At 61.8% G+C, this 25,513-nt stretch carries 26 protein-coding genes; 17 read left to right on the top strand and 9 right to left on the bottom strand.

The genetic code is table 11. From position 1 onward, the window contains the following. Window position 1: 1 nt before the first annotated feature. The 6 genes from BUB78_RS04565 to BUB78_RS04540 form a co-directional block, all read right to left on the bottom strand. Window positions 2-550 carry a cytochrome c oxidase subunit 3 gene (locus BUB78_RS04565; RefSeq protein ID WP_073195488.1) on the bottom strand — a complete coding sequence of 183 codons (549 nt, stop codon included), beginning with the start codon at window positions 548-550 and terminating at the stop codon, window positions 2-4. Next, complete coding sequence (locus BUB78_RS04560) at window positions 547-2,484, bottom strand: nitric oxide reductase activation protein NorD (protein ID WP_073195748.1); 1,938 nt, start codon at window positions 2,482-2,484, stop codon at window positions 547-549. The genes BUB78_RS04565 and BUB78_RS04560 overlap by 4 nt, the downstream gene beginning before the upstream one ends. Window positions 2,485-2,493: 9 nt before the next feature. Further along, window positions 2,494-3,294, bottom strand: coding sequence for a CbbQ/NirQ/NorQ/GpvN family protein (locus BUB78_RS04555; RefSeq protein WP_425442130.1), 801 nt, complete (start codon window positions 3,292-3,294; stop codon window positions 2,494-2,496). 17 nt (window positions 3,295-3,311) lie between these two features. Next, window positions 3,312-4,676, bottom strand: a complete 1,365-nt coding sequence (locus tag BUB78_RS04550) for a cbb3-type cytochrome c oxidase subunit I (RefSeq protein ID WP_073195484.1) — start codon at window positions 4,674-4,676, stop codon at window positions 3,312-3,314. Between the two features lie 15 nt (window positions 4,677-4,691). After that, window positions 4,692-5,144: a c-type cytochrome gene (locus BUB78_RS04545; protein ID WP_073195482.1), complete on the bottom strand. Its 453-nt coding sequence runs from the start codon at window positions 5,142-5,144 to the stop codon at window positions 4,692-4,694. A 477-nt stretch (window positions 5,145-5,621) separates the two neighbouring features. Next, window positions 5,622-6,341: a GntR family transcriptional regulator gene (locus tag BUB78_RS04540; RefSeq protein WP_073195480.1), complete on the bottom strand. Its 720-nt coding sequence runs from the start codon at window positions 6,339-6,341 to the stop codon at window positions 5,622-5,624. A gap of 230 nt (window positions 6,342-6,571) precedes the next feature. On the opposite strand from BUB78_RS04540, the gene BUB78_RS04535 reads away from it, so the two are divergent. The 6 genes from BUB78_RS04535 (at window position 6,572) to BUB78_RS04510 (ending at window position 11,893) form a co-directional block, all read left to right on the top strand. Then, window positions 6,572-7,759: an ABC transporter substrate-binding protein gene (locus tag BUB78_RS04535; protein WP_073195477.1), complete on the top strand. Its 1,188-nt coding sequence runs from the start codon at window positions 6,572-6,574 to the stop codon at window positions 7,757-7,759. Window positions 7,760-7,843: 84 nt separating this feature from the next. Beyond that, window positions 7,844-8,713, top strand: coding sequence for a branched-chain amino acid ABC transporter permease (locus BUB78_RS04530; protein WP_073195475.1), 870 nt, complete (start codon window positions 7,844-7,846; stop codon window positions 8,711-8,713). Between the two features lie 4 nt (window positions 8,714-8,717). Continuing rightward, a complete protein-coding gene (locus BUB78_RS04525) occupies window positions 8,718-9,698 on the top strand; it encodes a branched-chain amino acid ABC transporter permease (protein ID WP_073195474.1) in 981 nt (326 codons plus the stop codon). Beyond that, the gene (locus BUB78_RS04520; RefSeq protein ID WP_073195470.1) at window positions 9,695-10,477 is read left to right on the top strand and encodes an ABC transporter ATP-binding protein; all 783 of its coding nucleotides are present in this window, start codon (window positions 9,695-9,697) and stop codon (window positions 10,475-10,477) included. The genes BUB78_RS04525 and BUB78_RS04520 overlap by 4 nt, the downstream gene beginning before the upstream one ends. Window positions 10,478-10,480: 3 nt before the next feature. After that, window positions 10,481-11,203 (top strand): ABC transporter ATP-binding protein, encoded by a 723-nt coding sequence (locus tag BUB78_RS04515; protein ID WP_073195469.1) that lies wholly within the window; start codon window positions 10,481-10,483, stop codon window positions 11,201-11,203. 6 nt (window positions 11,204-11,209) lie between these two features. Beyond that, entirely contained in the window at window positions 11,210-11,893 is a 684-nt protein-coding gene (locus BUB78_RS04510; protein WP_073195467.1) for an aspartate/glutamate racemase family protein, read from the top strand. A gap of 47 nt (window positions 11,894-11,940) precedes the next feature. Here BUB78_RS04510 and BUB78_RS04505 read toward each other — a convergent pair whose 3' ends face one another. After that, window positions 11,941-13,140, bottom strand: coding sequence for an NnrS family protein (locus tag BUB78_RS04505; protein ID WP_073195465.1), 1,200 nt, complete (start codon window positions 13,138-13,140; stop codon window positions 11,941-11,943). Between the two features lie 11 nt (window positions 13,141-13,151). Further along, window positions 13,152-15,188: a NosR/NirI family protein gene (locus BUB78_RS04500; protein WP_084732757.1), complete on the bottom strand. Its 2,037-nt coding sequence runs from the start codon at window positions 15,186-15,188 to the stop codon at window positions 13,152-13,154. A 111-nt stretch (window positions 15,189-15,299) separates the two neighbouring features. On the opposite strand from BUB78_RS04500, the gene BUB78_RS04495 reads away from it, so the two are divergent. From BUB78_RS04495 to BUB78_RS04445, 11 genes are all read left to right on the top strand, one after another. Continuing rightward, the gene (locus BUB78_RS04495; protein WP_073195463.1) at window positions 15,300-17,054 is read left to right on the top strand and encodes a nitrite reductase; all 1,755 of its coding nucleotides are present in this window, start codon (window positions 15,300-15,302) and stop codon (window positions 17,052-17,054) included. A gap of 76 nt (window positions 17,055-17,130) precedes the next feature. Beyond that, window positions 17,131-17,907 (top strand): uroporphyrinogen-III C-methyltransferase, encoded by a 777-nt coding sequence (cobA, locus tag BUB78_RS04490; RefSeq protein WP_073195461.1) that lies wholly within the window; start codon window positions 17,131-17,133, stop codon window positions 17,905-17,907. Then, window positions 17,900-18,199: a c-type cytochrome gene (locus BUB78_RS04485; RefSeq protein WP_073195459.1), complete on the top strand. Its 300-nt coding sequence runs from the start codon at window positions 17,900-17,902 to the stop codon at window positions 18,197-18,199. Before cobA ends, BUB78_RS04485 begins: the two co-directional genes overlap by 8 nt. A gap of 104 nt (window positions 18,200-18,303) precedes the next feature. Further along, complete coding sequence (locus BUB78_RS04480) at window positions 18,304-19,437, top strand: cytochrome D1 domain-containing protein (RefSeq protein WP_245813363.1); 1,134 nt, start codon at window positions 18,304-18,306, stop codon at window positions 19,435-19,437. Window positions 19,438-19,440: 3 nt separating this feature from the next. Further along, window positions 19,441-20,430 (top strand): siroheme decarboxylase subunit beta, encoded by a 990-nt coding sequence (ahbB, locus tag BUB78_RS04475; protein ID WP_073195454.1) that lies wholly within the window; start codon window positions 19,441-19,443, stop codon window positions 20,428-20,430. Then, window positions 20,427-20,888: an Lrp/AsnC family transcriptional regulator gene (locus tag BUB78_RS04470; RefSeq protein WP_073195452.1), complete on the top strand. Its 462-nt coding sequence runs from the start codon at window positions 20,427-20,429 to the stop codon at window positions 20,886-20,888. Before ahbB (BUB78_RS04475) ends, BUB78_RS04470 begins: the two co-directional genes overlap by 4 nt. After that, window positions 20,885-21,376, top strand: coding sequence for a siroheme decarboxylase subunit beta (gene ahbB / locus BUB78_RS04465; RefSeq protein WP_073195449.1), 492 nt, complete (start codon window positions 20,885-20,887; stop codon window positions 21,374-21,376). Before BUB78_RS04470 ends, ahbB (BUB78_RS04465) begins: the two co-directional genes overlap by 4 nt. Further along, window positions 21,376-22,593 carry a heme d1 biosynthesis radical SAM protein NirJ gene (nirJ, locus tag BUB78_RS04460; protein WP_073195447.1) on the top strand — a complete coding sequence of 406 codons (1,218 nt, stop codon included), beginning with the start codon at window positions 21,376-21,378 and terminating at the stop codon, window positions 22,591-22,593. The genes ahbB (BUB78_RS04465) and nirJ overlap by 1 nt, the downstream gene beginning before the upstream one ends. Then, window positions 22,568-24,130, top strand: a complete 1,563-nt coding sequence (locus tag BUB78_RS04455) for a nitrite reductase (RefSeq protein WP_073195445.1) — start codon at window positions 22,568-22,570, stop codon at window positions 24,128-24,130. Before nirJ ends, BUB78_RS04455 begins: the two co-directional genes overlap by 26 nt. Continuing rightward, window positions 24,127-24,828 carry a CbiX/SirB N-terminal domain-containing protein gene (locus tag BUB78_RS04450; RefSeq protein ID WP_073195443.1) on the top strand — a complete coding sequence of 234 codons (702 nt, stop codon included), beginning with the start codon at window positions 24,127-24,129 and terminating at the stop codon, window positions 24,826-24,828. The genes BUB78_RS04455 and BUB78_RS04450 overlap by 4 nt, the downstream gene beginning before the upstream one ends. Further along, window positions 24,825-25,058 carry a hypothetical protein gene (locus BUB78_RS04445; RefSeq protein ID WP_073195441.1) on the top strand — a complete coding sequence of 78 codons (234 nt, stop codon included), beginning with the start codon at window positions 24,825-24,827 and terminating at the stop codon, window positions 25,056-25,058. The genes BUB78_RS04450 and BUB78_RS04445 overlap by 4 nt, the downstream gene beginning before the upstream one ends. A 52-nt stretch (window positions 25,059-25,110) precedes the next feature. Here the strand turns inward: BUB78_RS04445 and BUB78_RS04440 are convergent, their stop codons facing one another. Next, window positions 25,111-25,491, bottom strand: a complete 381-nt coding sequence (locus BUB78_RS04440) for a c-type cytochrome (protein WP_073195440.1) — start codon at window positions 25,489-25,491, stop codon at window positions 25,111-25,113. Between the last annotated feature and the right edge of the window lie 22 nt (window positions 25,492-25,513).

Raw genomic sequence — 25,513 nt, 5'->3', positions numbered from 1 at the left:
ATCACCGAAGCAGGTAGATCACTGGAAAAAGGATCACCCAGACCAGATCGACCATGTGCCAGAAGGCCGCCCCGGCCTCGATATTGCGAGGCGTGTCTTTCCATGCGACCAGCAGCAAAACCAGCGCCCCGGCCACCACATGCGCGGCGTGAAAGCCGGTCAGCAGGTAATAGAAGGTGAAAAACGGATGCGTGTCCCAGCCGATGCCCTGCGCCGCTTTGCCTGCGAATTCAAAGCCCTTGATCAGCAAAAAGACGACACCAAGAAGCGCCGCCGCCACAAGAGCGAGACGTGCCGCGCCGCGCCGCGCGTCCTCGCGCAGGCGCAGGGCCCACGCGGCGAGCGCGCCACTGGTTACAAGCACCACCGTGTTGACCCCCGCCCCGGTCCGGTAAAGCGCATCCTGCGCGGCGCCGAACCCTGCGGGATCACCGGCCCGCACCGCCAGAAACGCCGCCAGCCCGGCACCAAAGACCAGAAGTTCGCTGACGATCAGAACCCAGATCATCAGGTCGCCGGGCAGTTCGTCAAACACGCTCGCGTCGCTCATCCCCCAACCAACTCGCGATAGATCAGCGGCAAGGCCTCGGTCAGGCGTTCAGGGTTGGGGATCACGTGAAACCCGCCCCGCCCGAACATCCGCGCGAACCAGCTCTTGGCCTGTTTGTCGACGGTGATGCCAAAGACCGACTGCCCGGCACGGCGCGCCTCGCGCACTGCCATGGCGGTATCTTCGATCCCGTGGCGGCCCTCATAGTGGTCAAGATCGTTGGGCTTGCCATCGGTGATAACCAACAGCAGGCGACGTTTCTTGGATTGCCGGGCAAGCTCGGCCGAACAATGCCGGATGGCCGCACCCAACCGGGTATAGAATCCGGGCCGAAGCGCGCCGATCCGGCCTTCAATCAGACCGGTCATCGGTTCAGAAAAATCCTTGCAGGTCTGGATATAAACCCGGTCGCGCTTGAGCGAGGAAAAGGCATGGATGGCAAAATCATCGCCGCAGGCGTCAAGCCCCCAAGCCAGGGCCGCGAGGGCCTCGCGCTCGATATCAATCACCGCGCGATCGCCCACGGCACTTTCGGTCGAGCGCGACACATCCAGCAGGATCGACACCGCCAGATCACGTGCCTGTGGCCGGGTCTGGTGCCAGATACGTTCACTGCCCGCACCATTTGCCAGAATATCGACCTGCGCACGCACCGCGGCCTCCATGTCAAGCTCGTCACCGTCAAGTTGCGCCGGGATCGACACGCGCCCCGGGCGCAGCGCCTCGAACTGGCGTTTGACATGGGTAATGCGGCGCATGGCGCGCGGGTCGTCGCGAAAGGCGGGCACGCCATCGCCCGGCGGGGCGGTGCTATGCAGAACCCGCACATGATCCGGCAGATAGGCACCGGTGCGCACGTCCCATTCGGGATACATGACCTTGCCGGAAAGGCGTTCACGATCAACATCTTCCGGGGCAAGGTCAAGGTGAAGCTTTAGCCGGGTGGCCGGGGCCTTGGAGATTTGACCAAGCCCGATTTCATCCTGGTCATCGGCGGCCTTTTTGGCGCTGTCGGGGTCGTCGTCGTCAACCCGGCGGTTGAGATTCAGGAACTCGGCCCAACTGAGAATGGCCTCGAATTTATGCAGGATAAGGCTATCGCGGCGCTCGGCCTGATCAGCGTTGCGGCGGCGCGCGCGGTGGGTGCGCTCCGAGCCCTCTTCGGGGGGGCCTTCGGTGTCGCGGCTCTCGACCTCGCTGCTGGCCGAGAGGATCAGCTCGCGCAGGTCGGGCCAGAGCGGCACCGGCTGAAACGAGCGATAGCCGCGCGGCGCGGTGATCCGGGAAAGATTACCCGTACTGAGCGCGTTGTTGAAGGTCAGCGCGAGCGATGACAGGTATGTGCGATCCCCCAGAAGGTGGCGCACCAGCGCCTCTATCGCCTGCTCACTGCGCGGCAGGCTTTGAGATTGTCGGCTGTGCAGCGTGGCCGAGGCAAGCCCGGAGTGCAAAGCACGCAGGCCCGGTGCGGCCTCCAGTGCGGTACGGGTCATCGCAAGGGCGGCCCGGATCGCCAGCAGATCAGCGCGCAGAGGGTCGGTTTCGGGGCTATGCATCGGGGCATGTGCCACGGCGGCAGTGAGCCAGAGATAAAGCGCCCCGTTGGCCGCGCGATCCGGAAAGATCGCAAGGCTCTCCGGCAGGCGCAGCACCTCGCCGTCAAAGCTGGCGCGGGGGAGTATTTCCGCCTCGGTCCCGAGACGGCGCAGGAATTTCAGACGGTGTTGACTTACCTCGCCCGAGACGGCGCGGATTTCGACCGATGGCGCACCACCAAGCCCACGAAAAAAGACTGCCAGCCGCCCGCTGACCTCTGAGAGGTCAACCGCGGCTCCGTGATGCACAAGGGGCGCATCGAGGCGACTGGCAAAAGCGTGCCACAGTTTCCCGATGGTTTCTTCGGGCTCCCATGGCTCAAGTTCGATCCGGGTCATGGCCATGCCTCACCCAAAGACAGCCGTTACCAGATCGAGGAGCCCGCGTTTTACATCCGCATCATCGGTGAGCGGCGCGATCATCGTCGCCTCGATGGCGCGATCAATCGGCATGCCCTGGGCGATGAGGGTTGCGGCATAGATTACAAGACGGGTTGAAACCCCCTCTTCAAGGTCCTGCCCTTTCAGCGCGCGCAGCTTGCCGGCGAGGCGCACCAGGGGGGCAACACGATCCGGCGAGAGGCCGCTTTCCTGGGCGACGACCTTGATTTCAAGATCGGGCACGGGAAAGTCGAACTCCATCGCGACAAAGCGCTGCCGGGTCGAGGGTTTGAGGGTTTTGAGGATATTCTGGTAGCCCGGATTATACGAGGCCACGAGCATGAAACCGGGGGCGGCTTCAAGCTCTTCGCCTGTGCGATCGATGGGAAGAATGCGCCGGTCATCGGTCAGCGGATGCAACACCACGGTGACGTCCTTGCGGGCCTCGACCACCTCGTCGAGATAACAGATCGCCCCCTCGCGCACCGCGCGGGTCAGGGGGCCGTCGACCCAGACGGTTTCCCCCCCCTTGAGCAGATAGCGCCCGATCAGGTCCGCCGCCGAGAGGTCATCATGACAGGCAACCGTGTAAAGCGGCCGCCCAAGCTGCGCGGCCATATGCGATACAAACCGGGTTTTGCCACATCCGGTCGGCCCTTTGAGAAGGACCGGCAAGGTATTGTCGAAGGCAGCCTGAAACAGGGCGCATTCATCGCCCTGGGCGAGGTAGAACGGGGCGTCTGCCGCCCCGGTCCGGTTTTGGGTCATGGCTCCATCCATCGGCTTCACTCCGCCGCGACCGTGGCATCAGTCGAGATCACCTCTTTGCGCGGCACGAGCAGCGCGTAAAGGAACAGCAGCAAACCAAGGAAGACCACAACGCCAGAGCCAAGCCGCATCCAGTAGAAGATGGCGATGGTGTCCTGGACATCCATAAAGTAATCGCCGACCACGCGTTGCATGTGAGTCTGAACCGTGCCCGCGAAGGTCAGCGTGAAGGTCATGAACACCATGCCCCCTGACATCAGCCAGAACGACGCCATGTTGAGCACCTGGTTATAGGGATCGCGATTGCGCAGGATCGGCATGGCATAAGTAAAGATCGCCAGGTTCAGGCAGACATAGGCGCCATAAAACGCCAGGTGCCCATGCGCGGCGGTGATCTGTGTGCCGTGGGTGTAATAGTTGACCCCGTGCAGCGTGTGCAAAAAGCCCCAGACCCCGGCCCCGAAGAATGCCAGCGTGGCACAGCCCAGTGACCACAGAAGCGCGGCCTTGTTGGGATGGTCGCGACGCCCTTTCCAGACCATGACAAAGGCAAAGGCCATCATCGCGAAGAACGGCACAATTTCGAGGCTGGAAAAGATCGAGCCGATCCACTGCCAATAGCCCGGCGAGCCGATCCAGTAATAGTGGTGGCCAGTGCCAAGGATGCCAGAGAACAAAGCGGCGGCGACAATGACATAAAGCCATTTCTCAACCACTTCACGATCAACACCGGTCAGCTTGAGCATCAGGTAGGCCAGGATGGACGCCATGATAAGCTCCCACACGCCCTCGACCCAGAGGTGAACGACATACCACCAGTACTGCTTGTCGAGCGCCAGGTTCTCCGGGTTGTAAAAGGCGAACAGGAACAAAAGCGCCAGCCCCCAGAGCCCCAGCAACAGGATATTGGAAATCGCGGTCTTGCGGCCCTGAAGCACTGTCATGGTGACGTTGTAGAGAAACAGCAAGGCGGCAACCACGATCCCGGCCTTGACCCATTTGGGTTGCTCAAGAAACTCGCGTCCCTCCTTGCCCAAAAGCCAGTTGCCCTCAAACAGGTTGAACACATAGGTCAGCACCACGCCCAGAGTGCCCACGACAAGGATGATCAGTTGCAGATAGGCGATCTTGGGCGAATGGATTTCGCGCTCGGCCTCTTCGGGGATCAGGAAATAGGCGGCCCCGAAAAAGCCCAGAAGCAGCCAGACGATCAGAGAGTTGGTGTGCAGCATGCGCACGATGTTGAACGGCAACAGCTCTGACAGGGTGTTGGGCATGACATAGATCAGCCCTGCCAGCAGCCCGCCGAGGATCTGAACCAGAAAGAGCGCCAGAGCGACGCCAAAGTAGGCCAGCGCGATTTTTTGGGATTGGTATTTCATTGGAATGGTCCTTTCTCAGCCCGCGTCGTTCGGGGGCCAGCCCTGTGCGTCGATGGAATCGACCCACCGCAGGAAATCGGCAAGCGCACGGGTTTCCTCGGGGTTCAGATCAAAGCGTGGCATCTGTCGGCGCCCTTCGACACCGCTTGGTTGCGCCTTCATCCAGCCGTCCAGCATCTCAAATGCGCCCTCCGGGTCATCGGCCACACCCCAGCGGGTTGTCACATTGGCCAGTTCAGGCGCAAAATACGCCCCCTCGCCCATGATCGTATGACAGTTGATGCAGGCGTGTTTTTCCCAGAGCCGTTTGCCATGCGCGACGCTTTCGGTCAGCGTCTCGGCGTTTGTCGAGGTCGTGACGATATAGCGGTGCGAATGGAGCGACAGCCCCAGAAAGATGATGATGAAGAACAGCGACCCGCCATAAAAGATATTCCGGGCCATGCTCTTGGTCATGACATCGCGCATTGCGATCTCCTTTGCGCGTTAATGCGAATGGGATCACTCTGCGGGCGACCTGCCCAATGTTCCTTGACCAAAGTCAACGGCAGGGTCGGGTCTGGATGAAAAGGCTCTGGCCGCAGGCCCCAAAACGATGCCCTTGCACGAGGGCAATCAGGGTGCAACGCCTCTAGCGCGGCCCGCGCTCGGGCGGATCATCACGTCGGCACAAAATGAACAGACCATCGCCAAGGCCCTCTCAGCACACCGAACCTCGCCGCGCCACGCCACAGTCAGGCAACACCCCGCAGCTGGCTTCGGCTCTGGCATTCAAAATGACCAAATGCTGCAGGCTTTTCCACTCACAGCATCCGACCATCAGCCGGAGCCTGGCGCACGCGGAGACTGTTTCTGAAACATTCATCCACCACCTGAATTCTGACCCAAGACGCGACGGCCGTTAGTCCTGGCCCGCTTGGATCCGCCCCTGTCAGATTGCCTCTTTCAGCCAGCCCCCAGAATAGCAGTCAGGTCATCCTGAGGTTGCTGCCGTGTGTCCATATCAAGGCCATTTTGAATATGGTTGAGGTGAGACACCAAAAGCTCTTCGGCCTGATCCGGATCACGCGCCTGAATCGCCTTAAGGATTCTGCCGTGTTCGTCGTCGGGGCAACTCGCATGCTCTGACGTGCCAAAGAGGCCCACAATCAGCGAGGTGCGGGTCACGAGTTCCCGCATCATTCTTGAGATAAACTTGTTCCCGGTCACCTGTGCAAGCTTGCTATGGAATTCCCCCGACAGGCGGATTATCTCGGTGCGCTCGTTCTCTTTGCGGGCGGCGTCTTCGAGTGCGATGTGATCCGTCAGAAGGCCCAGGTTCAAATCGGCAGCCCCCTGTGCCAGTTGTCGCACCAAGGGCGGTTCAATCAGCATGCGGGCGGCAAAAACATCATGCGCTTCGGATTTGTCGGGGCAGGCAACATAGGCGCCGCGATTCGAATGGAGTTCGATGATTCCCTGGCTGGAAAGCAGCAAAAGCGCGCGCCGCACCCGCATGCGACCAACGCCAAAGGTTTCACAGAGGCGCGCCTCGCTCAGTTTGGTGTTTGGGGCAAGCCTTTGCTCCATAACCGCCTTGTAGATACGCTCCACGATGAAATTTTCACCAGGCTCAGCCGGAATATCGACGCCATTTTCAGGGCTTGGCTGCGATTTGATACTCACACTGCGACCTTTCAGGATTGACTGTTATTGCAGCACCACACGCGCTGAACTGCTTAATCTCAAATCAGTGTAGGGCCAAGGGCCAGATTTTGTCGACCGTCTTTCAAAATGTGTTGACAAAAATTGTTAACAATCGTGAAATCGAGGTGCGGCATGAAGGGTGCGTTCATCTTACTGTCGGTCAAGAATGACGCCCAGGGCGTCGATAGCGAATTCAACGGGAGTGAAAAATGCAACGCAGAACACTTATGAAAGCAGTCGTGACGGCTGTGGCCCTGACCGCCCTGCAGGCGACAACCGCCGTGGCGGAAAATCCGGTACTCAAGATCGGCTTTGTCGGCGTGACCTCCGGGCCGGCAGCGGCCTGGGGCATCTCGAACCAGCGCTCGATGGAGACCCGCGCGGCCTGGATCAACGAGACTGGCGGCTACACCATCGGCGGCACGACCTATGACATCGAAATCGTGTCATTCGACGACCAGAAAGACCCCAAGCGCGCGATTGCCGGCATGGAGAAGATGGCGCAGGAAGGCATCCACTATGTCGTGGGCCCGAACGTCGATGATGGCGCGGCGGCTGTGCGCCCTGTCGCGGAATCAAACGGGATCATGTATTTCCCTTACGCCTTCCCCAAGTCGCTTTATCAGGCGCCCGCCTCGAACGCGGTTTTGGGCATGGTGGCCAATTATCAGTCTGGCCCGGCAATCTACAAATACCTGATGGAGAACGAGGGCGTCAAAACCGTCGCTTTCATTGCGGCCAACGAATCCGATCCGCTCAGCCAGCGTGATGGCGGTGTTGCAGCCGCCAAGGCTTTGGGCCTTGAGGTTGTTTCGGCCAATGTGACCTATCAGGTCGACACCACCGACTTTACCCCGGTTCTGACCCCGATCATGCGCACGCAGCCTGATTTGTTGGTTCTGTCCGGTGTGTCGCCCGCGAATGCGCCGCAGCTGATCCGCTCGGCCCGTGAACTGGGTTTTCAGGGTATGATTTCGACGGAAACCGCACAGGATGCGGGTGTTCTGGCCGAAGGTGCGGGCGATCTGGCGAACGGGTTCATCTCGGTTGGCGGTGCGTCCACACCAGAACTTGCCTCGCCGATGATGAACGAATTCGTCGAGCGTTACACAAAGATGTTCGGCGAATACAACGACGAGTCCAACACCAAGGTCTATGCCCTGGAATACATCCTTGAAACGCTCAAGGCCAATCCGGCGGCACTTACAGATGTGGCCGCTTTCCAGAAAACCATGGACACCTTCGAGGCCCCGAACCCCTATATGAACGGCGATGCGAAGCTGCGGTATGTGGGCATGTCATCCTTTGGCCAAAAGCGTCAGGTGGCGGTTCCGCTGGTGGTGAACGTCTACCGCGACGGCGCGTTCGAGACGCTGTTCGTCGCCGAAGTCGACTGACCTCCCTGTCTGCTTTAGGCCTCTCCTGAGCAGACCCTCCCCGGACCTCGTAAGGTCCGGGGTTTTCCAAGAAAGAAAGCCCCCATGGAACAGATATTGGCCAATGGCGTCTATCTGGGGTCCCAATATGCGATGATCGCTCTTGGCCTGACCCTGATTTTTGCCCTCATGAACGTTCTCAACTTTGCCCATGGGCAGATGTATGTGATCGGCGGTTTCGTTACCTATACATTCTATGGCCAGTGGGGCGTTCCGTTCGTTCTGGCGCTTGTGATGTCCTGCGTCACCCTCGCGATCCTTGGGGCCTTGATCGAAAAGTTCCTGTTTGCGCCGGTGATCAAGGGATCGGCCCGCGAAGAAAGCACGATGCTGCTGGCGGCGGGGATCGCGTTCTTCCTCGATGCGCTGATCCTGCTTGTGTTTGGCGAAAAGCAGCGCGGCGTGCCCAAGATCGTCGATGGCGTGTTCAACTATGATTTCCGCCTGATCATGCCCTATGACCGCATTTTGATCTGCGCCCTGGCGATCCTGTCGATCGTCGCCTTCATCGGGTTGATGCAATATACCAAGACGGGCCGCGCCCTGCGCGCGCTTGCGCAAGACCGGACTGCCGCCCAGTTGATGGGCGTGAATGTGGATCGCTATTCGATGATCGGCTTTGCCCTTGGCGCGATGCTTGCGGGGCTTGTCGGCGGCCTTCTGGTCACGATTACCGGAGTCAACCTTGGCATGGGCGGGCCGACATCCATCAAGGCCTTCATGATGGTGATGATCGGTGGTGCCGGCGTGATTTCCGGCGCGATCTGGGGCGGCATCATCCTTGGGTTCATGGAGGCCATCGGCCTTGCCGTGCTGTCGCAGTATGGCGATATCACCTATCTGCTGATCTTCATCTCGCTGATGATTTTCCTCGCCATCCGGCCTCAGGGTCTGATGGGCAAGCCGTGGGGTTGATCTGATGTTTGGTTTTTCCGCAAAGCAACTGATCGGCGTCGCGATCTTCCTGTTTGCGATCTTCGTCGGCGTGCCGTTGATTATCGGCGTGACGGGCCGCTGGGACTTTTACTTTACGCTGACCTCGGTGGCGCTTTTGGCGATCGCAAGTGCCGGGGTCTGGCTGACGTTCTACATCGGCCGGATCAACATCGGCCAGGGTGCCTTTGCCCTCATCGGGGCCTATGTCTCGGCCATTCTGGTGGTCAAGGCGGGGTGGTCGTTCTGGCTATCGCTGCCTGCTGCGGGCGTGTTCGCGGCGCTTGTGGCGGTGCTGATCGGCCTGCCGATCCTGCGCCTGCGCGGGGTTTACTTCGCGATGATCACGCTGGTTCTGACGCAGGTGGTCACGCTGACGGCGCTTGCCCTGCCGATCACTAATGGGGCCAAGGGGATTTCTTCCATTCCCCTGCCGTCAGGCGTCTCGCTCTTCGGTATTCCTCTCATTCCTGATTTTGGGGCAATGGAGAACACCAAGCTGGCGTTCTATTACACGGCCTGCATCCTGATGATTGTCACCTATGCGGCGCTCTACCGCCTGGTGAATTCGCGCCTCGGGCATCTCTGCCGCTCGATGCAGCAGAACGAGGAACTGGCAAGCTCGATCGGGGTCAATATCGCCCATATCCGCATCGTGATCTTCGCCATCTCAAGCTTTTTCGGCGGGATTGGCGGGGCGATGTTCGGCTCGATTGCGCAATCGGTTTACCCTTCAAGCTTTCAGGTCGCGGATTCCGTCAACTTCATGCTGAACTGTTTTCTGGGCGGGCTTGGCTATGTCTTTGGTCCGATGCTTGGCACGCTGGTGCTCTACTTTGGCTGGGATCTTCTTTTCGAACTCGGCAAATACCAGATGCTTGTCTACTCGATCATCCTGATCGCCGTGATCCGGTTTTTGCCCAACGGCTTGCTAAGCCTGCGGTTTGGCAAGGGAGGTGACAAATGAGCGCCTTGCTTCAGGTCAGGAACGTCACCAAGAAATACGGTGGCCTGACCGCAAACAACGACATCAGCTTTGACGTGGCCGAGAATGAAATCCTGTCGGTGATCGGGCCGAACGGGGCTGGCAAATCGACTCTGTTCAAAATGATCTCATCCTTCACGCCCACGACATCCGGCGAAATTTTGTATCGCGGCGAACGCATATCCAACCTCAAGCCGCATATCGTGGCGCGCAAGGGCATTGTCAGGACGTTTCAGGAAACCACGATCTTCAAAAGCATGACGGTGCGCGAAAGCGTAGTGGTGGCGCAGCATCTGCGCGCCAAAGCCTCGCTTGCGGGGTACTTCTGGGGCTCAAAGACCGCGAAAGAAGACGTCGCCGCCTTTGGCCGGTACGCGGATGAATTGCTGGAGTTTCTGGGCATGTCCGGGATCAGCAATGAATTGGCCAGCAACCTGCCACAGGGCAACCTGCGCGCGCTTGGGATCGCCATTGGTCTGGCGACCGACCCCAAGGTGCTTTTGCTGGATGAACCCTTTGCCGGGATGAACCATGATGAAACCATGCGCATGGTCGATCTGGTGCGCTCGGTGCGCGATGAACGCGGGGTGACGGTGATGCTGGTCGAGCACGACATGCCTGCGGTCATGAACATTTCTGACCGCATTGTCGTGCTGAACTTTGGCGAGAAGATCGCGCAGGGCACGCCCTCTGAAATCCAGAACAACGAAAAAGTCATCGAGGCCTACCTTGGAAGCGCCGACGATGAGATCGGGATGTAGACCATGACAGCCATGTTGGATTTCAAAGATATCGAGCTTTACTACGATCATGTCTATGCGCTGAAAGGCGTGTCGCTCAGCGTCAATCAGGGCGAAACCGTTGCGCTGATCGGGGCCAATGGCGCGGGCAAATCCTCGATCCTGCGTGCCATTACCGGGCTCGCCAAGCCGGTCAAGGGCTCGGTGAGTTTTGAGGGTGCGCGCGTCGATGGCACCGACCCCTCGGATATCGTCAAACGCGGCATCGCGATGGTGCCCGAAGGCCGCCGCGTGTTCCCGTTCATGTCGGTCAGGGACAACCTGATGATGGGGGCGTTCACCCGGAGCAACAAGGCCGACATTCAAGACACGCTCGACAGCATCCTGACCCGCTTTCCGCGCCTGAAAGAACGCTATGGTCAGGCGGCCGGCACCCTGTCGGGTGGTGAACAGCAAATGATGGTGATCGGGCGCGCATTGATGGCCAAGCCCAAGCTTTTGTTGCTCGATGAACCCAGTCTCGGGATTGCGCCCAAGCTGGTGCAGGATATCGCGCGCTCGATCGTGGCCATCAACCGCGACGAAGGTGTCTCGGTGCTGCTGGTCGAGCAAAACTCGCGCATGGCGCTCAGCATTTCGCACCGCGCCTATGCGATGGCGACCGGCAATGTGGTGATCGAAGGCAAGTCCAAAGACCTTTTGCACGATGATCGTATCAAAGCGGCATATCTTGGCGGGGAGGTCTGAGCAGTGATGAAAATTCTTGTCGTTAATCCCAACACAACCGTTTCCATGACGACCAAGATCGCGGCGGCCGCGCGCGCCGTCGCGCGTCCGGATACCGAAATCATCGCGACCAATTCGCAAAACGGTCCTGCCAGCATTCAGGGGTTTCTGGATGTTGCCAAATGCGTGCCGGGCCTGCTTGAAGAGGTCGGGCGACACCCGGATGCCGATGCGATCGTCATTGCCTGTTTCGATGATACCGGCCTTGACGCCGTGCGCACATTGGTTTCGGTTCCCGTTCTCGGAATAGGAGAGGCGGCCTATCACGCGGCCAGCATGGTCGCGAACAAGTTCAGCGTTATCACAACGCTGTCGCGCTCTGTTCCGGGGATTGAAAATAACCTGATGCGCTATGGTCTGGCGCAGAAATGCGCGGGCGTTCGGGCGACGGATATTCCTGTGCTCAAGCTCGAAGAGGGCGATCCGGCAACCCTGTTCAAAATTCGGTCTGAAATCCGTGAAGCCATTCATCAGGACAACGCCGAGGCGATCGTCCTGGGATGTGCGGGAATGGCCGACCTGATGGCGCAGCTGAGCGAAGAATTCGGCCTGCCTGTCATTGACGGTGTTGCCGCCGGTGTCACCTTTGCCGAAGCCTTGGTGAACAACAGATTGACGACATCGAAAATCGGGGCCTATTCAGCCGACTGACGGCACAGGTATCAATGGACCTGTGGTTGACAGCGCAAAGGCTCCGGCTAGGCATCGCGCGCCAGTCCGGGGCCGGTGAAGGCGGGCCAGAGCGCGAGTATGAACAGGCTGAACCCGGCGATCCAAAGCGCGCCGGTGGCAAGCAGGATTGGCAGATAGAGGTCACCCGAAAGCGTCGAGGCGACCCAGCGAAGCCCGGCGGCGGCGGCGATCAGCCCATAGGCCAATGCAACCGCGCGCGGGGCAACAAGGGCGCGGCCCGTATGACCAAGAATGGCGCGGCTCATCACCGCGACGGTCATGCCCCCCACCGCGCCGATGCCCAGAACATGCAGGCCCGCCACCTCGCTGCCGACCCCCAAAAGGCTGCTGCCCCAAAGGACAAGTCCAAGCCCCAGCATCGCCATGCCAAGATGCAGCGCCCAGAGGATCGGTTGACCAAGCGTCCAGAACGGACGCCAGAACGCGATGCGCAACAGATGCAAAACACCCCCCAGAATGGCCAGTGCGCCGGTCAGCGCGTCGGGCAGACGCAAGAGCAGCGCGAGCGGCACAAGGGCAATCATCACACTCGCCGCAAGATCAACGGGCTTGCGCGATCTCGGCAGGGCGGCCTCGGCCACGCCTGCCCGCTTCATCGCATTGCGGGTGAATCCCGGCGTAACCCGCCCGCCCAGCACGGCGATCATCAGGCAAAGCGACAACAGCCCGACGCGCAGCCCGGAATAGAGCGTGTCATCCGCAAGGCCGATCCATTCCAGATGCACCATAAGGTTGCCGGACCATACCAGCGCAAGAAAGGCCAGAAAGGCAACGTTCTGCGGCTTTGGGCGGCGCAAGAGCATCAGCGCGACCTTGCCCCCCAGAAGCGGCAGGAAGGCAAGGTCGATTACCGCCACAGCAACGGGCGGCAGGCTGCCCGAAACCCAGATCGCCACCCGCCCCGCCAGCCAAACCAGAGCGGCGGCGGCGACAAAGAATTTCGCGGTATCCCTGCTGCCGGTCCAATTTGGCACCGCAGTGAGGAAAAATCCGCCAAGCGCGGCACTGGCATAGCCAAAGATCATCTCATGCGCGTGCCACAGATAGGGCGCGGCGGCGAAGGGCATGGCGGGCGCGCTGCCCGAGGCGAAATCAAGGCCAAGCCAGACCTCCCACACGGTCAGGGCGAATACGGCGTAAAGCCCGGCGGCCAGAAAGAAAACGCGGTGAGGTTCGCAGAGAACACGTTTAAGAGCGGCAATCATGCTTTTACCCCCTATTTGCGCGCCCGGCGCTTGAGAACCGGACAGGTTGCGGCATCGTTCATCACCACCTGACAGCGCAGGCAGAGCACGCATTCGTTTGCGTTGATCCGGCCAAGCGGATCAATCGCGCCAACGGTGCATTTGGTTTCGCACAACCGGCATTCGCGACCGCATTGCGGGCGCCGGTGCAGCCAGTCAAACACCTTGAGCTTGGCCGGAAGCGCAAGTGCCGCCCCCAGCGGACAGAGATAGCGGCAATAAAACCGCTCGATGAAAAGCCCCGCCACAAGCAGCGCCAGCACAAAGGCCACGAACGGCCAGGCCCGCATCATCCGCATGGAAATGGCGGTCTTGAACGGCTCGGCTTCGGCCAGACGCAGGGCAAGGTCCATCGAATAAAAGCTGAGCGCGAGGATCGCCAGAAACAGCGTGTACTTGATGATCCAGAGCCGCTCGTGGATCGCGTGGGGCACCGAGATTTGCGGTACGCGCAAGCGGCGCGCCGCGAGATTGCTGAGCTCCTGCAAGGCCCCGAACGGACAGAGCCAGCCACAAAACACGCCGCGCCCCCAAAACAGCAGGCCAAGCGCCACACCGCCCCAGAGGGTGAAAATCACCGGCTCGATCAGGAAGACCTCCCAGTGAAAACCGCTCAGCAGCGATTGCACGAAGGCCACCACCTGTACCACAGAGAGCTGCGCATTCAGCCCCCATCCCAGCCCGATCAGCGTGGTACCAAGAAAGCTTAGCCGAAGCCCAAGCCAAAGGCCCGGGCGGCGCACCAGCCATTCCTGCAACAAGAGGATCAGCGTCAGAAACGCCATCATCGCCATCACGCTGGCGACCTGGAACCGCTTTTCAATCCAGCGCGATTGCCAGAGCGGCGCAGGCTCCAGCGGGGGAGCGATGGTATAGGCCGACGGAAGGGCATAGCCAAGCTCCGTGGTAAAACTGACCTCGCCCGCCTCTGAGGGCCGCGACGCGGTGAATTCAAGCGTGAAGGGCAAAAGCGGATCAAACCCCTCGCCCGGAAGGTGGAAGATGCTGCGCTCCTTGAAAGGCGGCGCATCCGGCGCGGCCAGATCGTCGATCCGGGTATAGCCCGATTTGACCAGAGCGATGCGGGCGTCCCCCTGCACCACCGCCAGACGGTCAAACACGCCGCTGCGCCGCCAGGCCGTGCCGCGATGCGAGGTCAGCCCCGAGGAGGCCACAAAAAGCGCCGTTTCCCCCGGTCCAAGCGCGCCCACCGTGCGGGTGAATTGCTGTTGCCCCAGAATGTTGCGCCCGATGCCCGGCGGATCGAGCAGCGCCATGTAAAGATCAATGAACGGCGCCTCGCCCAATGGCACCGGCACTTTGGCGCCGCTCATCGCGCGGCTGGCCTCGGTCAGCGTAACGGTGCGCCGCGTGATTGCGCCCTGCGCCACAAGTGCCGCCCAACCCTGCGGCTCAAAGCTGACCCTGTCGATACCGCCACCGGGCAGAACGCCACGCGCAATCGCCAGCGTGCGCGCGGTGCGCAGGATCGAGTCGCGGATAACACCCGTCGAGACGGTCGCGCGGGAAATGATATCGGGCATGTCGGGGCCGGTTCCGGGGCCCTCGGGATCGGAGAAATCGACCCTGGTGAAACCGTCGACGAATCGGGCAATATCACGATCCGACAGGCCAAGCGTCAGGATCGGCTCGGCGTGGCGCATCAATTTGGCCCCCGCGATACGGCCCTTGGTGTCGATCGCCACAAGCACATCCAAAGGCCGCCCGGAATATCCGACCGACCCCGTCACCGCCCATGTAGAGGCGATATATCCCAAGGTGCCTGAGGCATTCGACACCACCCAGCCCGGCACCGGCTCGCCCTGATGTTGCAACAAAGGCGCCTCTGCCAGACCGAAAAGCCCGGCAGCGATGGCGCGCGTCGGGACCGCCGCAGGTACCGCGCCATCGGCCCGCGCGCGCAGGTCGCCCTGCGTCTGCGCCACGGATGCCAGGGGCGCCAGAACGAGCCAGAGATGACAGGCGATGAAAAGGGCAATGCGGATCATGGGCCGACTGTCGCGCCGCCGCGCCGTCAAAGCGTTGACTAAAGTCAAGGAAGTGCGCGCGTCATCACCCCACTCTTGAAAGGCCTCACCAGCGGAATTGGAGAAACCCAAATGAAACCCAAGAATGCCACATGGCGTGTCACGCTCTTGTCGAGCGCCGCCATTGCCCTCGGGCTGGCGGCCGCCGGCGCGATCGCGCAGGAAAAGCCCGCTGACCACGGGGATGACGCTTCGGCGGCCTATCAGCCCAGCATGACGACGCTCGGCCAGATCCAGGTTGAAATTCCGGGTCGCAAGCCCGGCGACCCGGTGATGACCCCCAGTGAATACCAAAAGGCCAACACGATCTATTTCGAGCGCTGCGCCGGCTGTCACGGCGTGCTGCGCAAGGGGGCGACGGGCAAGGCTCTGACGCCTGACGTGACCCGCGAAAACGGATTTGAATACATCAAGGATTTCATCACCTACGGCTCGCCTGCGGGCATGCCCAACTGGGGCACCTCGGGTGATCTGACCGAAGAAGAAGTCGACATGATGGCGCGCTACATCCTGCTTGACGCGCCTGCACCACCAGAATTCGGCATGCCGGAAATGAAGGCCAGCTGGAAAGTACACGTGGCGCCCGAAGATCGCCCGACCGAGAAGATGAACGACTGGGACATCGACAATTTGTTCTCGGTCACCCTGCGCGACTCGGGCGAGATCGCCCTGATTGACGGGGCCAGCTATGAGATCAAGTCGGTCCTCAAGACCGGCTATGCCGTGCACATCAGCCGGATTTCCGCCTCGGGGCGCTATCTGTTCGTGATCGGCCGCGACGCCAAGGTCAACATGATCGACCTCTGGATGGAAAACCCCGATACCGTGGCCGAGATCAAGGTCGGCGCCGAAGCGCGTTCGGTCGAGACCTCCAAATTCGAGGGCTATGAGGATAAATACGCCATCGCCGGGGCCTATTGGCCGCCGCAATTCGTGATCATGGATGGCGATACACTTGAACCCCTGCGGATCAAATCGACCCGCGGCATGACCTATGACGAACAAAACTATCACCCCGAGCCGCGCGTTGCCGCGATCCTGGGGTCGCACTACAAGCCCGAGTTTCTGGTCAACGTCAAGGAAACCGGCAAGATCCTGATGGTGGATTATTCCGACATCGAAGCCCTCAAGGTCACCGAGATCAACGCGGAACGTTTCCTGCATGATGGCGGTCTGGACAGTACACAGCGCTATTTCCTGACGGCCGCCAATGCGCGCGGCAAGGTCGTGGTGATCGACACCAAGGAAAGCTCGCTTGTCTCGGTAATCGAAACCGAAGGCCAGACACCCCATCCGGGGCGTGGCGCCAATTTGATCCACCCGACCTATGGGCCGGTCTGGGCAACCTCGCATCTGGGCGACGATACCATCGCCCTCATCGGGACAGACCCCGAGGGTCACTCTGATCAGGCGTGGAAGATGGTGCAACAGCTCTACGGTCTGGGGGGCGGGTCGCTGTTTGTCAAAACCCACCCCACCTCTGAGCACCTTTATGTCGATGCGCCGCTCAACCCCGATGCCGAAGTTTCAGGCTCGGTTGCGGTCTTCAAGCTGGCGGATCTGGCCGAGGAAGAGCCGGAGTTCACCGTGCTGCCCATCGTCGAATGGGCCGGGATTGCCGAAGGCCAGCCCCGCGTTGTGCAAGGCGAATTCAACAAGGCCGGAAATGAGATCTGGTTCTCGGTCTGGAATGCCAAGGATTTGGAATCGGCCATCGTGGTGATCGACGACAAGACGCTTGAGCTCAAGCATGTGATCAAGGACCCGCGCCTGATCACGCCAACGGGCAAGTTCAACGTCTATAACACCCGCGCCGACGTTTACTGACGCGCACACCGGGGGCCCATGCCGGGCCCCCGACCCTTCCCCATGATATTTGACCGCCAGCCAAGGAGCCAGCACCATGACCGCGACAGGCAAAGTTCATCTGATCGGGGCCGGCCCCGGTGCCGTTGACCTGATGACACTGCGCGCGCTGACGATGCTCAAGGGCGCCGATGCGGTGGTCTATGACCGGCTGGTCAGCCCCGAAATCCTGGCCCTGTCGCCGATGACCGCCAGAATGGTGCCGGTGGGCAAGGCCCCCAAATGCCACGCCGTGCCGCAGGATCGCATTAACGAAATTCTCTACGAACTGGCCTGCGAGGGCCTGACCGTTGCCCGCCTCAAGGGGGGCGATCCGATGATTTTCGGGCGCGGCTCCGAAGAGGCCGCCTATCTGATGGAACGCGGGATCGCGGTGGACTATGCCCCCGGCATCACCGCAGCTCAAGGCATGGCCGCCGCCACCGGCGTGCCGCTCACCCACCGCGGGCTGGCCACCGGGGTGCGCTATGTCACCGGCCACCGCGCCGCCGACGCGCGGCTTGATCTCGACTGGAAAAGCCTGGCCGATGAGGCCACCACTCTGGTGGTCTATATGGGCGTCGCCAATATTGCCGAGATCGCCCTCAACCTGATGCGCGAAGGGCTGCCCGGCGCCCTGCCTGTGCTGGCGGTATCGAATGTCACCACCCCGCGCGAAACACGGCTTTTGTCGCGACTGGACCGGATCGGCCTTGACGTGGCGCAAGACCCGCTGCGCGCGCCGGTGCTGTTTGTGATCGGCCATGTTGTTTCGCTTTGCCACGCCGCCGACCCCCTGCCGGTGGATCTGCCCGAGGTGATGGTGGGTGAATAGACTGACCCTCATACTGGCGCTCGCCGCCACCCCGGCCCTGGCCGACCCGGACCCGGAGGCGCTCCGACGGCTGGTCCGTCAGGATTGCGGCTCGTGCCACGGGATGACGCTCAAGGGGGGCCTTGGCCCCGATATCCGCCCCGCATCGCTTGCGCATTATCGGCGCGACGACCTCACAGACGTGATCCTTGACGGCCTCCCCGGCACGCCGATGCCAGCCTGGCGCCCCCTGCTCAGCAAGGACGAGGCCGCCTGGATTGCCGATTATCTGCTTGAAGGTGACCCCGAATGACCCCTGCCAATCTGTCCCCCAACGCCAATGAAAGCAGGTGCCATTCTGGTTTTCATCTTTCCAGAAATACTCCCGCCGGAGGCCTCCGCGCCCGCTTGCTTGCGCTGACACTGGCGGCTCTTGCGCTCTGTGCGCCAGCACTTCCCGCCTCGGCGCAACCGACCGGCGATCTGGGGCTGGTGGTGGAACGCGCCAGCGGCTCGCTTCTGGTGGTGGATCAGTCCGACCGCGCCAGCATCGGGCGCATCACCGGGCTTGGCGACCTGAGCCATGCCTCGCTGGTCTACTCCCCGGATGAACAATTCGCCTATGTCTTTGGCCGCGACGGCGGGCTGAGCAAGGTGGATATTCTGGCGCAAACCATCACCGCCCGCGTGATGCAGGCCGGCAATTCCATTGGCGGCGCGATCTCGGATGACGGGCGTTTCGTGGCGGTCTCGAATTACGAGCCGGGCGGCGTACGCGTCTTTGATGCCGACACGCTCGAAATGGTGGCCGACATCCCGACCGGCAGCAAGACCATCGGCCTTGTCGACATTCCGGGCACCCGGTTCGTCTTTTCCCTCTGGGACACGGGCGAGACATGGATTGCCGATCTCTCGGGCGAAACCCCGCAGATTACCAGGATCAAGGGCATGGGCACCAACCCCTATGACGCTCTGGTCACCGGCGACGGGCGCACCTATATCGCCGGGCTCTTCGGCGAGGATCACCTGAGCGCGCTAGACCTCTGGCAGGAGCATCCAGAGCCGCAGGTAATCCTGCCCAGCTATGCCAAAGGGCGCGAGGGGCTGCCGGTCTACAAGATGCCACACCTTGAAGGCTGGGCCCTGGCCGGACAGGATTTCGTGCTGCCCGCCATGGGCCAGCACGAGGTGCTCTGGGTCGATGCCCGCAGCCTGCAGGAAACCGGCAGAACCACCACTCACGGACAGCCGGTTTTCGCGATTTCCCGCCCCGACGGGCGTTACGTCTGGGTCAACTTCGCCCATCCGCTGAATGACACAGTACAGGTGATCGACAGCGTGACCAAAGAGGTCATCCACCAGTTCACCCCCGGCCCCGGCGTCTTGCACATGGAGTTTACGCCGCGCGGTCACGAGGTCTGGCTGTCGGTGCGCGACGCCGGAAAGGTGATGGTCTATGACACGGAAACCTTTGAAAAACTGGGCGAAATCGCGGCTGAAAGCCCCTCGGGCATCTTTTTCACCGCCCGCGCCCACCGCATGGGGCTTTGAGAGATGCAAGGGGTAAATGACCCGATTGATCGCGCGCTTCTGAACGACTGGCAGCGGGATTTTCCAATCACCGAGCGGCCCTTTGGCGTGCTGGCAGAGCATCTTGGCACCAGCGAGACAAATGTGATCGCGCGGTTGCGTGCCCGCGTCGAGGCCGGTCAGGTCACCCGGCTGGGCGCCACCTGTGCGCCCAATACCATATCGGCCAGCACCCTCGCTGCGGTGGCCGCGCCCGAGGGCCGGATCGAAGAGGTCGCGGCGATCATCGGCGCAGAGCCGGGGGTGAACCACTCCTACCTGCGCGAACACGACTGGAACCTGTGGTTTGTCGCCACCGGCCCCGACCGGGACCATGTGGATGCGGCCCTCGCCCGGATCGCAGAGCGCAGCGGGCTGCGCGTGCTCGACCTGCGGCTGGTGCGCCCCTTCAACCTTGACCTCGGCTTTAGCCTGCGCGGCGAAGATCCGCGCGCGCCTCAAAGCCAAGCGCCGGAGACGGACGTGTTGCAGCCCGGCGATCGCGCCATCGTGCAGGCGCTGATGCGCGGTCTGCCGCTTGATGCGCGCCCCTACGCGACGCTCGCAACCACGCTGGGGCGCGACGCGACCGAGGTGATGGCACGGATCAGGGTGCTGAGCGCGGCGCGGATCATCGCGCGCCTCGGGGTCATCGTGCGCCACCGCGCGCTTGGCTGGCGCTCCAATGCGATGGTGGTCTGGGATCTGCCGCACGAGGCCATCACCCGCGCCGGCCCGGTGCTTGCCGCACACCCCGGTGTGACGCTGTGTTACGAGCGCACGCCGGTTGAGGGCGTCTGGCCCTACCGGCTCTATTCCATGATCCACGCCCAAAGCCGCAAGGACGCGCTTGCACGGCTGACAGAGGCCGCCGCCTTGCCCGAGTTGCAGGGCGCGCCGCATCTGGCGCTGTTTTCAAGCCATTGTTTCAAACAGACAGGCGCCCTTGTGGCGCAGGAAAGGACAATCGCATGACAGATAACGCCCCCCTTGATGCCACCGACCGCCTGATCCTCAACCATTTGCAAGAGGGCTTTCCGATTGCGACCGATCCGTTTCTGACCGTCGCGCGGGATCTGGGGCTGGAAGAGGCCGATCTTCTGGCGCGGCTGGAGCGGATGAAAGCCGACCGCATCATCACCCGCTTCGGCCCGTTCTTTGATGCCGAGGCGATGGGCGGGGCGTTTTGCCTCTGTGCCATGGCCGTGCCAAAGACGGATTTCGAAACGGTCCTGACCAAAGTCAATGCCCGCCCCGAGGTGGCGCATAATTATGAACGCAGTCACCATCTCAACATGTGGTTCGTTCTCGCAACCGAATCCGCGCCAGAGATCGAGGCGGTGGCCAAATCGCTGGAGCAGGAAACAGGGCTGCGCGTGCTCTGTTTCCCGAAGCTCCGGGAATTCTTCATCAGGTTCAGGGTGGCCGCATGAATATCGATTCCACAGACCGCCGGATCATCGCCGCCACGCAGGCTGGCCTGCCGCTTGTGCCACAGCCCTACGCGGCCGTGGCGCAGGAACTGGGGCTAGACGAAAACGAACTCTGCAACCGCCTGCGCGCGATGCAGGACAGCGGCATCATTCGCCGGGTGGCCGTGGCCCCCAACCACTATGCGCTTGGCATGCTGGCCAATGGCATGTCGGTCTGGGACATTGAGGATGCCCGCGTCGCGGACCTTGGCGCGCAGGTCGGCGCGCTCGACTACGTGAGCCACTGTTACGAGCGGCCCCGCGCCCTGCCCGACTGGCCCTACAACCTGTTTGCGATGATCCACGGCAGCAACCGCGACGAGGTCGAGGCCAAACGACAAGAGGTTGCCGCGCTATTGGGCGGGGCCTGTCGCGGCAATGACATTCTCTATTCGACACGGATTTTGAAAAAGACCGGGCTGCGGCTCCGGTCAAAGGAGGGCCGCTGATGTTTCGCCTCTCGGAATATATGCAACAATTGGTAAATCCGACACCGGTGCGCGCGCGGCGCGGCGCGGGGGCGGTGAAGCCGGTGGTGATCTGGAACCTGACGCGGCGCTGCAACCTGAAATGCCGCCATTGCTATACGGTTTCGGCGGATGTCGATTTTCCCGGCGAGCTGAGCCACGAACAGGCGATGGGCGTGCTGGACGATCTGGGGGATTTCAACATTCCGGCGCTGATCCTGTCGGGCGGCGAGCCGATGGGACGGTTCGATTTCTTCGAGGTGGCCGAGGCCGCGCGCAAAAAGATCCGGTTTCTGGCGCTCAGCACAAACGGCACCCAGATCCACGGCGAGGCCGCCGACCGGGTGGCCGAAATCGGGTTTCAGTATGTCGGCATCTCCATCGACGGAATCGGCAAGACAAACGACTGGTTCCGCGGTGTCGATGGCGCCTTTGATCAGGCGGTGCGCGGGGTACGCGAATGCAAGAAGCGCGGCATCAAGGTGGGCCTGCGCTTTACCCTGACCCGCGACAATGCCGCGCAACTGCCTGATCTGTTGCAGCTTTGCGACGACGAGGGCGTGGATAAATTCTACCTCAGCCATCTTGTCTATGCCGGGCGCGGCGACAAGAACCGGGGCGAGGATGCGGTGCATGCCCATACCCGCCGGGCCCTGGACGAGCTGATTGACCGCGCCTGGGTGGGCGTGGCCGAGAATGCGCCGCTGGATATCGTGACCGGCAACAACGACGCCGACGCAGTCTATATGCTGCGGTGGGCCGAGCGGCATTTCGACGAGGCGCGCGTCGCGAATCTGCGCGATCACCTTGAGGCCTGGGGCGGCAATTCCTCTGGGCTGGGCGTGGCCAATATCGACACGCTGGGGCGGGTGCACCCGGATACCTATTGGTCGGATTATACGGTCGGCAACGTCAAGGTCACGCCGTTCTCGACGCTCTGGACGGGGGACGACCCGATGCTGGCGCAGCTGCGGTTGCGGCCCCGCCCGCTCAAGGGGCGCTGCGGGGCCTGTGCGTTCAAGTCCGTCTGCGGCGGCAATACCCGCATTCGCGCGCTGCAACTGACCGGCGACCCCTGGGCCGAAGATCCGGCCTGTTACCTGAGTGATCGCGAAATCGGCGTGACAGGTGCGGGCGAACGACTGACCGTAACCCCGTTCAGAGGCAAGAAACATGACCCGATCCATCGCTTTAACTAGCGCGCTTTTGCTGGGCACAATTTTTTGGGGGGCCGTGTCAGCCAAGGCCGATCCGGCGCAGATTTACACAACCGAGTGCGCCGCCTGCCACGGGGCCGACCGGCTGGGCGGCACCGGGCCTGCGTTGATCCCCGAGACATTGGGCCGGATGCGCGGGCCGAACCTTGAAAAGGTGATCACCCATGGCCGGGTGGCGACCCAGATGCCCGCCTTTGCCGCGGTGCTGGGCGCGCAGGACATCACCGAGCTGGCGACCTGGCTGCATACACCGCTGGCGCATGTGCCCGGCTGGGGCACCGAGGAGATTGCGCAAACCCGCTGGTTCGATCCCGATTACAGCGTCGCAGATGCGCCGGTGTTTGACGCCGATCCGCTGAATATCACGCTGGTGGTGGAAACCGGCGATCACCATGTCAGCGTTCTGGATGGCGACACCTTTGCCGTGCTCGACCGCTTCGAGACCCCCTTTGCCGTGCATGGCGGGCCAAAATTCAGCCCCGACGGGCGCTATGTTTTCATCATGTCACGCGATGGCTGGGTGCAGAAATACGACATCTGGTCGCTGCATCAGGTGGGCCGCGTGCGCGCCGGGCTAAACAGCCGCAACATCGCGATCAGCGCCGATGGCAAACATCTGGCAGTGGCCAATTACCTGCCGATGACGCTGAGCCTGCTGTCGACCGAAGACCTGAGCGTTGAGCGGGTGATGCCGGTCGTGGGCAAGGATGGCACGAAAAGCCGGGTTTCAGCGGTTTATCAGGCCCCGCAACGTCAGAGCTTTATTCTGGCCCTGAAAGACACCCCCGAAATCTGGGAGGTGGCGACCAATCCCGATGCCGACCCGGTCTATGAGGGATTTGTGCACAGCCGCGAGAAAGGCATGATCGAGGCGATCGCGTCGTCCGAGGGGCTGTTTGCCCGCCGCCGGATTGAGATCACCGAGCCGCTGGACGATTTCTTTTTCACCGATGATTACCGCCACCTGATGGGCGCGGCGCGCAACACCGGGCGCGGCGTGGTGGTGAACCTGAATGTGGGCCGCGAGATTGCCGAATTGCCGCTGCCCGGCATGCCGCATCTGGGGTCCGGCATATCCTGGCTGCGTGACGGCCGCCGGGTGATGGCCACGCCGCATCTGAAAGAGGCCATGCTGTCGGTGATCGACACCGAAACCTGGAAGCTGATCCAGACCATCAAGACCGACGGGCCGGGGTTTTTCCTGAGAAGTCACGAAAATTCGCCCTACTTCTGGGCAGACGTGTTCTTTGGCCCGAACAAGGACGTGATGCATGTGATCGACAAGCAAAGCCTTGAGATTGTCAAAACCCTGCGCCCTGTTCCGGGGGCCACGGTGGCGCATGTCGAATTTACCCGCGACGGCAGCCATGCCCTTGTGTCGGTCTGGGAAGACGACGGCGCGGTCATCGTCTATGATGCCAGAACGCTGGAAGAGGTGACCCGGCTGGCAATGCGTAAGCCCTCTGGAAAATACAATGTTTTCAACAAGATCACATTCTCGGAAGGAACAAGCCATTGAGCAGCAGCGCAATCATCGTCAGCCACGGACAGCCCTCTGATCCGGACCCGGCCGAGGCCACGCTCGCGGCCCTTGCCGCCGAGGTGGCGCGCGCCCTGCCCGGCTGGCAGGTTACAGGCGCGACCTTGGCCAAGCCCGGCGCGCTTGAGGCCGCATTAACGGCGGCGGGGCCGCGTCCTCTGGTCTATCCGCTGTTCATGACCGCCGGCTGGTTCACCGGCGACGAGCTTCGCAAGCGCCTGCGCGACAGGCAGGCGGATATTTTGCCGCCTCTGGGGCTTGATCCCGGCCTGCCGGGGATGGCGGCAGATGTGCTGCGCGCCACCCTCGCCCGCGAGGGCTGGCAGCCCGGCGAGACCCGGCTTTTCATCGCCGCGCATGGCTCGGGCCGCAGCCGCAATTCGGCGCGCGACACGCAGGCCTTTGCAAGCGCCCTTTCGCAACTGATTGCCTTTGCCGGGATCCGCGTCGGCTTTGTCGAGGAGGCGCCCTATCTGGCCGATGTGGCGCTTGATCTTGGCCCCAAGGCAATCTGTTTGCCATTCTTTGCCGCCAGGGGCGGCCATGTGATGGATGATATCCCCGAAGCTCTGGACGGGGCGGATTACAAAGGTGTCGCGCTTGCGCCGATCGGCTGTGCGCCCGCTGTGGCGGCTCTGGTGGCGCGGGCCTTGATGCGCGCGCGTGTGACGGCATGACCGACACCGGCCAAAACCAGACAAGGCTCTACCTGCTGCTCTACCCGTTCACCGCATTGGCGGTGGCGATCAACCTGTTCATGCTGGGCTTGATGTGGCAGGCGATTGGCCTGCCAGCACTCTCGCCGGTGAGCGCGCTTCTTGCCTGTGTTCCGCTGGCCCTGCCGGTCAACTGGTGGGTGACGAAATGGGTGCGCGGCCTGATGGACGAGGCCGAGGAGCGCAAATGAAACCGGCCGCCCCGGCGTGATGCGGGGCGACCGGTGACGGCAGACCGCGGCGTTATTCGAAGGTCGCCAGATAGGCGATGACGTCTTCGATATCATCGTCCTTGCGCAGCCCGGCAAAAGACATCTTGGTGCCCTTCATATATTTCTTCGGGCTGGCCAGAAAGGCGCTCAGCTCTTCTTTGGTCCAGACAAGCCCCTCGGCGGCGCGCTCCTGCAGGACCGATGAGTATTTGAAATCCTCCAAGGCCCCCGCCGGTTGCCCGACGATGCCATTCAGAACCGGGCCGACGCGGTTCTTGGCGTCCTCGCCCACCTGATGGCAGGCCTTGCATTTCTTGAACACCTTCTCGCCCGCCTCGGCGTCGCCTTCGGCAAAGGCCGGCGCACCAAGCGCCAGTACCAGTGCGGCGGCTGTCATAAGGGTGGTTTTCATGGGTCGTTCTCCTCTTTGGTTG

The organism is Roseovarius marisflavi (assembly GCF_900142625.1).
Lineage (GTDB): Bacteria > Pseudomonadota > Alphaproteobacteria > Rhodobacterales > Rhodobacteraceae > Roseovarius > Roseovarius marisflavi.
This window is presented reverse-complemented; position numbering and strand designations above follow the sequence as displayed.

Excerpts from the sequence above, each read along its gene's own strand:
- BUB78_RS04560 (WP_073195748.1), bottom strand. The coding sequence starts at position 2,484 with ATGACCCGGATCGAACTTGAGCCATGGGAGCCCGAAGAAACCATCGGG.
- BUB78_RS04505 (WP_073195465.1), bottom strand. The coding sequence starts at position 13,140 with ATGATTGCCGCTCTTAAACGTGTTCTCTGCGAACCTCACCGCGTTTTC.
- BUB78_RS04455 (WP_073195445.1), top strand. The coding sequence starts at position 22,568 with ATGACCCGATCCATCGCTTTAACTAGCGCGCTTTTGCTGGGCACAATT.
- BUB78_RS04510 (WP_073195467.1), top strand. The coding sequence starts at position 11,210 with ATGAAAATTCTTGTCGTTAATCCCAACACAACCGTTTCCATGACGACC.
- BUB78_RS04445 (WP_073195441.1), top strand. The coding sequence starts at position 24,825 with ATGACCGACACCGGCCAAAACCAGACAAGGCTCTACCTGCTGCTCTAC.
- cobA (WP_073195461.1), top strand. The coding sequence starts at position 17,131 with ATGACCGCGACAGGCAAAGTTCATCTGATCGGGGCCGGCCCCGGTGCC.
- BUB78_RS04545 (WP_073195482.1), bottom strand. The coding sequence starts at position 5,144 with ATGCGCGATGTCATGACCAAGAGCATGGCCCGGAATATCTTTTATGGC.
- BUB78_RS04525 (WP_073195474.1), top strand. The coding sequence starts at position 8,718 with ATGTTTGGTTTTTCCGCAAAGCAACTGATCGGCGTCGCGATCTTCCTG.
- BUB78_RS04495 (WP_073195463.1), top strand. The coding sequence starts at position 15,300 with ATGAAACCCAAGAATGCCACATGGCGTGTCACGCTCTTGTCGAGCGCC.
- ahbB (WP_073195454.1), top strand. The coding sequence starts at position 19,441 with ATGCAAGGGGTAAATGACCCGATTGATCGCGCGCTTCTGAACGACTGG.
- BUB78_RS04530 (WP_073195475.1), top strand. The coding sequence starts at position 7,844 with ATGGAACAGATATTGGCCAATGGCGTCTATCTGGGGTCCCAATATGCG.
- BUB78_RS04470 (WP_073195452.1), top strand. The coding sequence starts at position 20,427 with ATGACAGATAACGCCCCCCTTGATGCCACCGACCGCCTGATCCTCAAC.
- BUB78_RS04565 (WP_073195488.1), bottom strand. The coding sequence starts at position 550 with ATGAGCGACGCGAGCGTGTTTGACGAACTGCCCGGCGACCTGATGATC.
- BUB78_RS04550 (WP_073195484.1), bottom strand. The coding sequence starts at position 4,676 with ATGAAATACCAATCCCAAAAAATCGCGCTGGCCTACTTTGGCGTCGCT.
- nirJ (WP_073195447.1), top strand. The coding sequence starts at position 21,376 with ATGTTTCGCCTCTCGGAATATATGCAACAATTGGTAAATCCGACACCG.
- BUB78_RS04520 (WP_073195470.1), top strand. The coding sequence starts at position 9,695 with ATGAGCGCCTTGCTTCAGGTCAGGAACGTCACCAAGAAATACGGTGGC.
- BUB78_RS04500 (WP_084732757.1), bottom strand. The coding sequence starts at position 15,188 with ATGATCCGCATTGCCCTTTTCATCGCCTGTCATCTCTGGCTCGTTCTG.
- BUB78_RS04535 (WP_073195477.1), top strand. The coding sequence starts at position 6,572 with ATGCAACGCAGAACACTTATGAAAGCAGTCGTGACGGCTGTGGCCCTG.
- BUB78_RS04515 (WP_073195469.1), top strand. The coding sequence starts at position 10,481 with ATGACAGCCATGTTGGATTTCAAAGATATCGAGCTTTACTACGATCAT.
- ahbB (WP_073195449.1), top strand. The coding sequence starts at position 20,885 with ATGAATATCGATTCCACAGACCGCCGGATCATCGCCGCCACGCAGGCT.
- BUB78_RS04555 (WP_425442130.1), bottom strand. The coding sequence starts at position 3,294 with ATGACCCAAAACCGGACCGGGGCGGCAGACGCCCCGTTCTACCTCGCC.
- BUB78_RS04440 (WP_073195440.1), bottom strand. The coding sequence starts at position 25,491 with ATGAAAACCACCCTTATGACAGCCGCCGCACTGGTACTGGCGCTTGGT.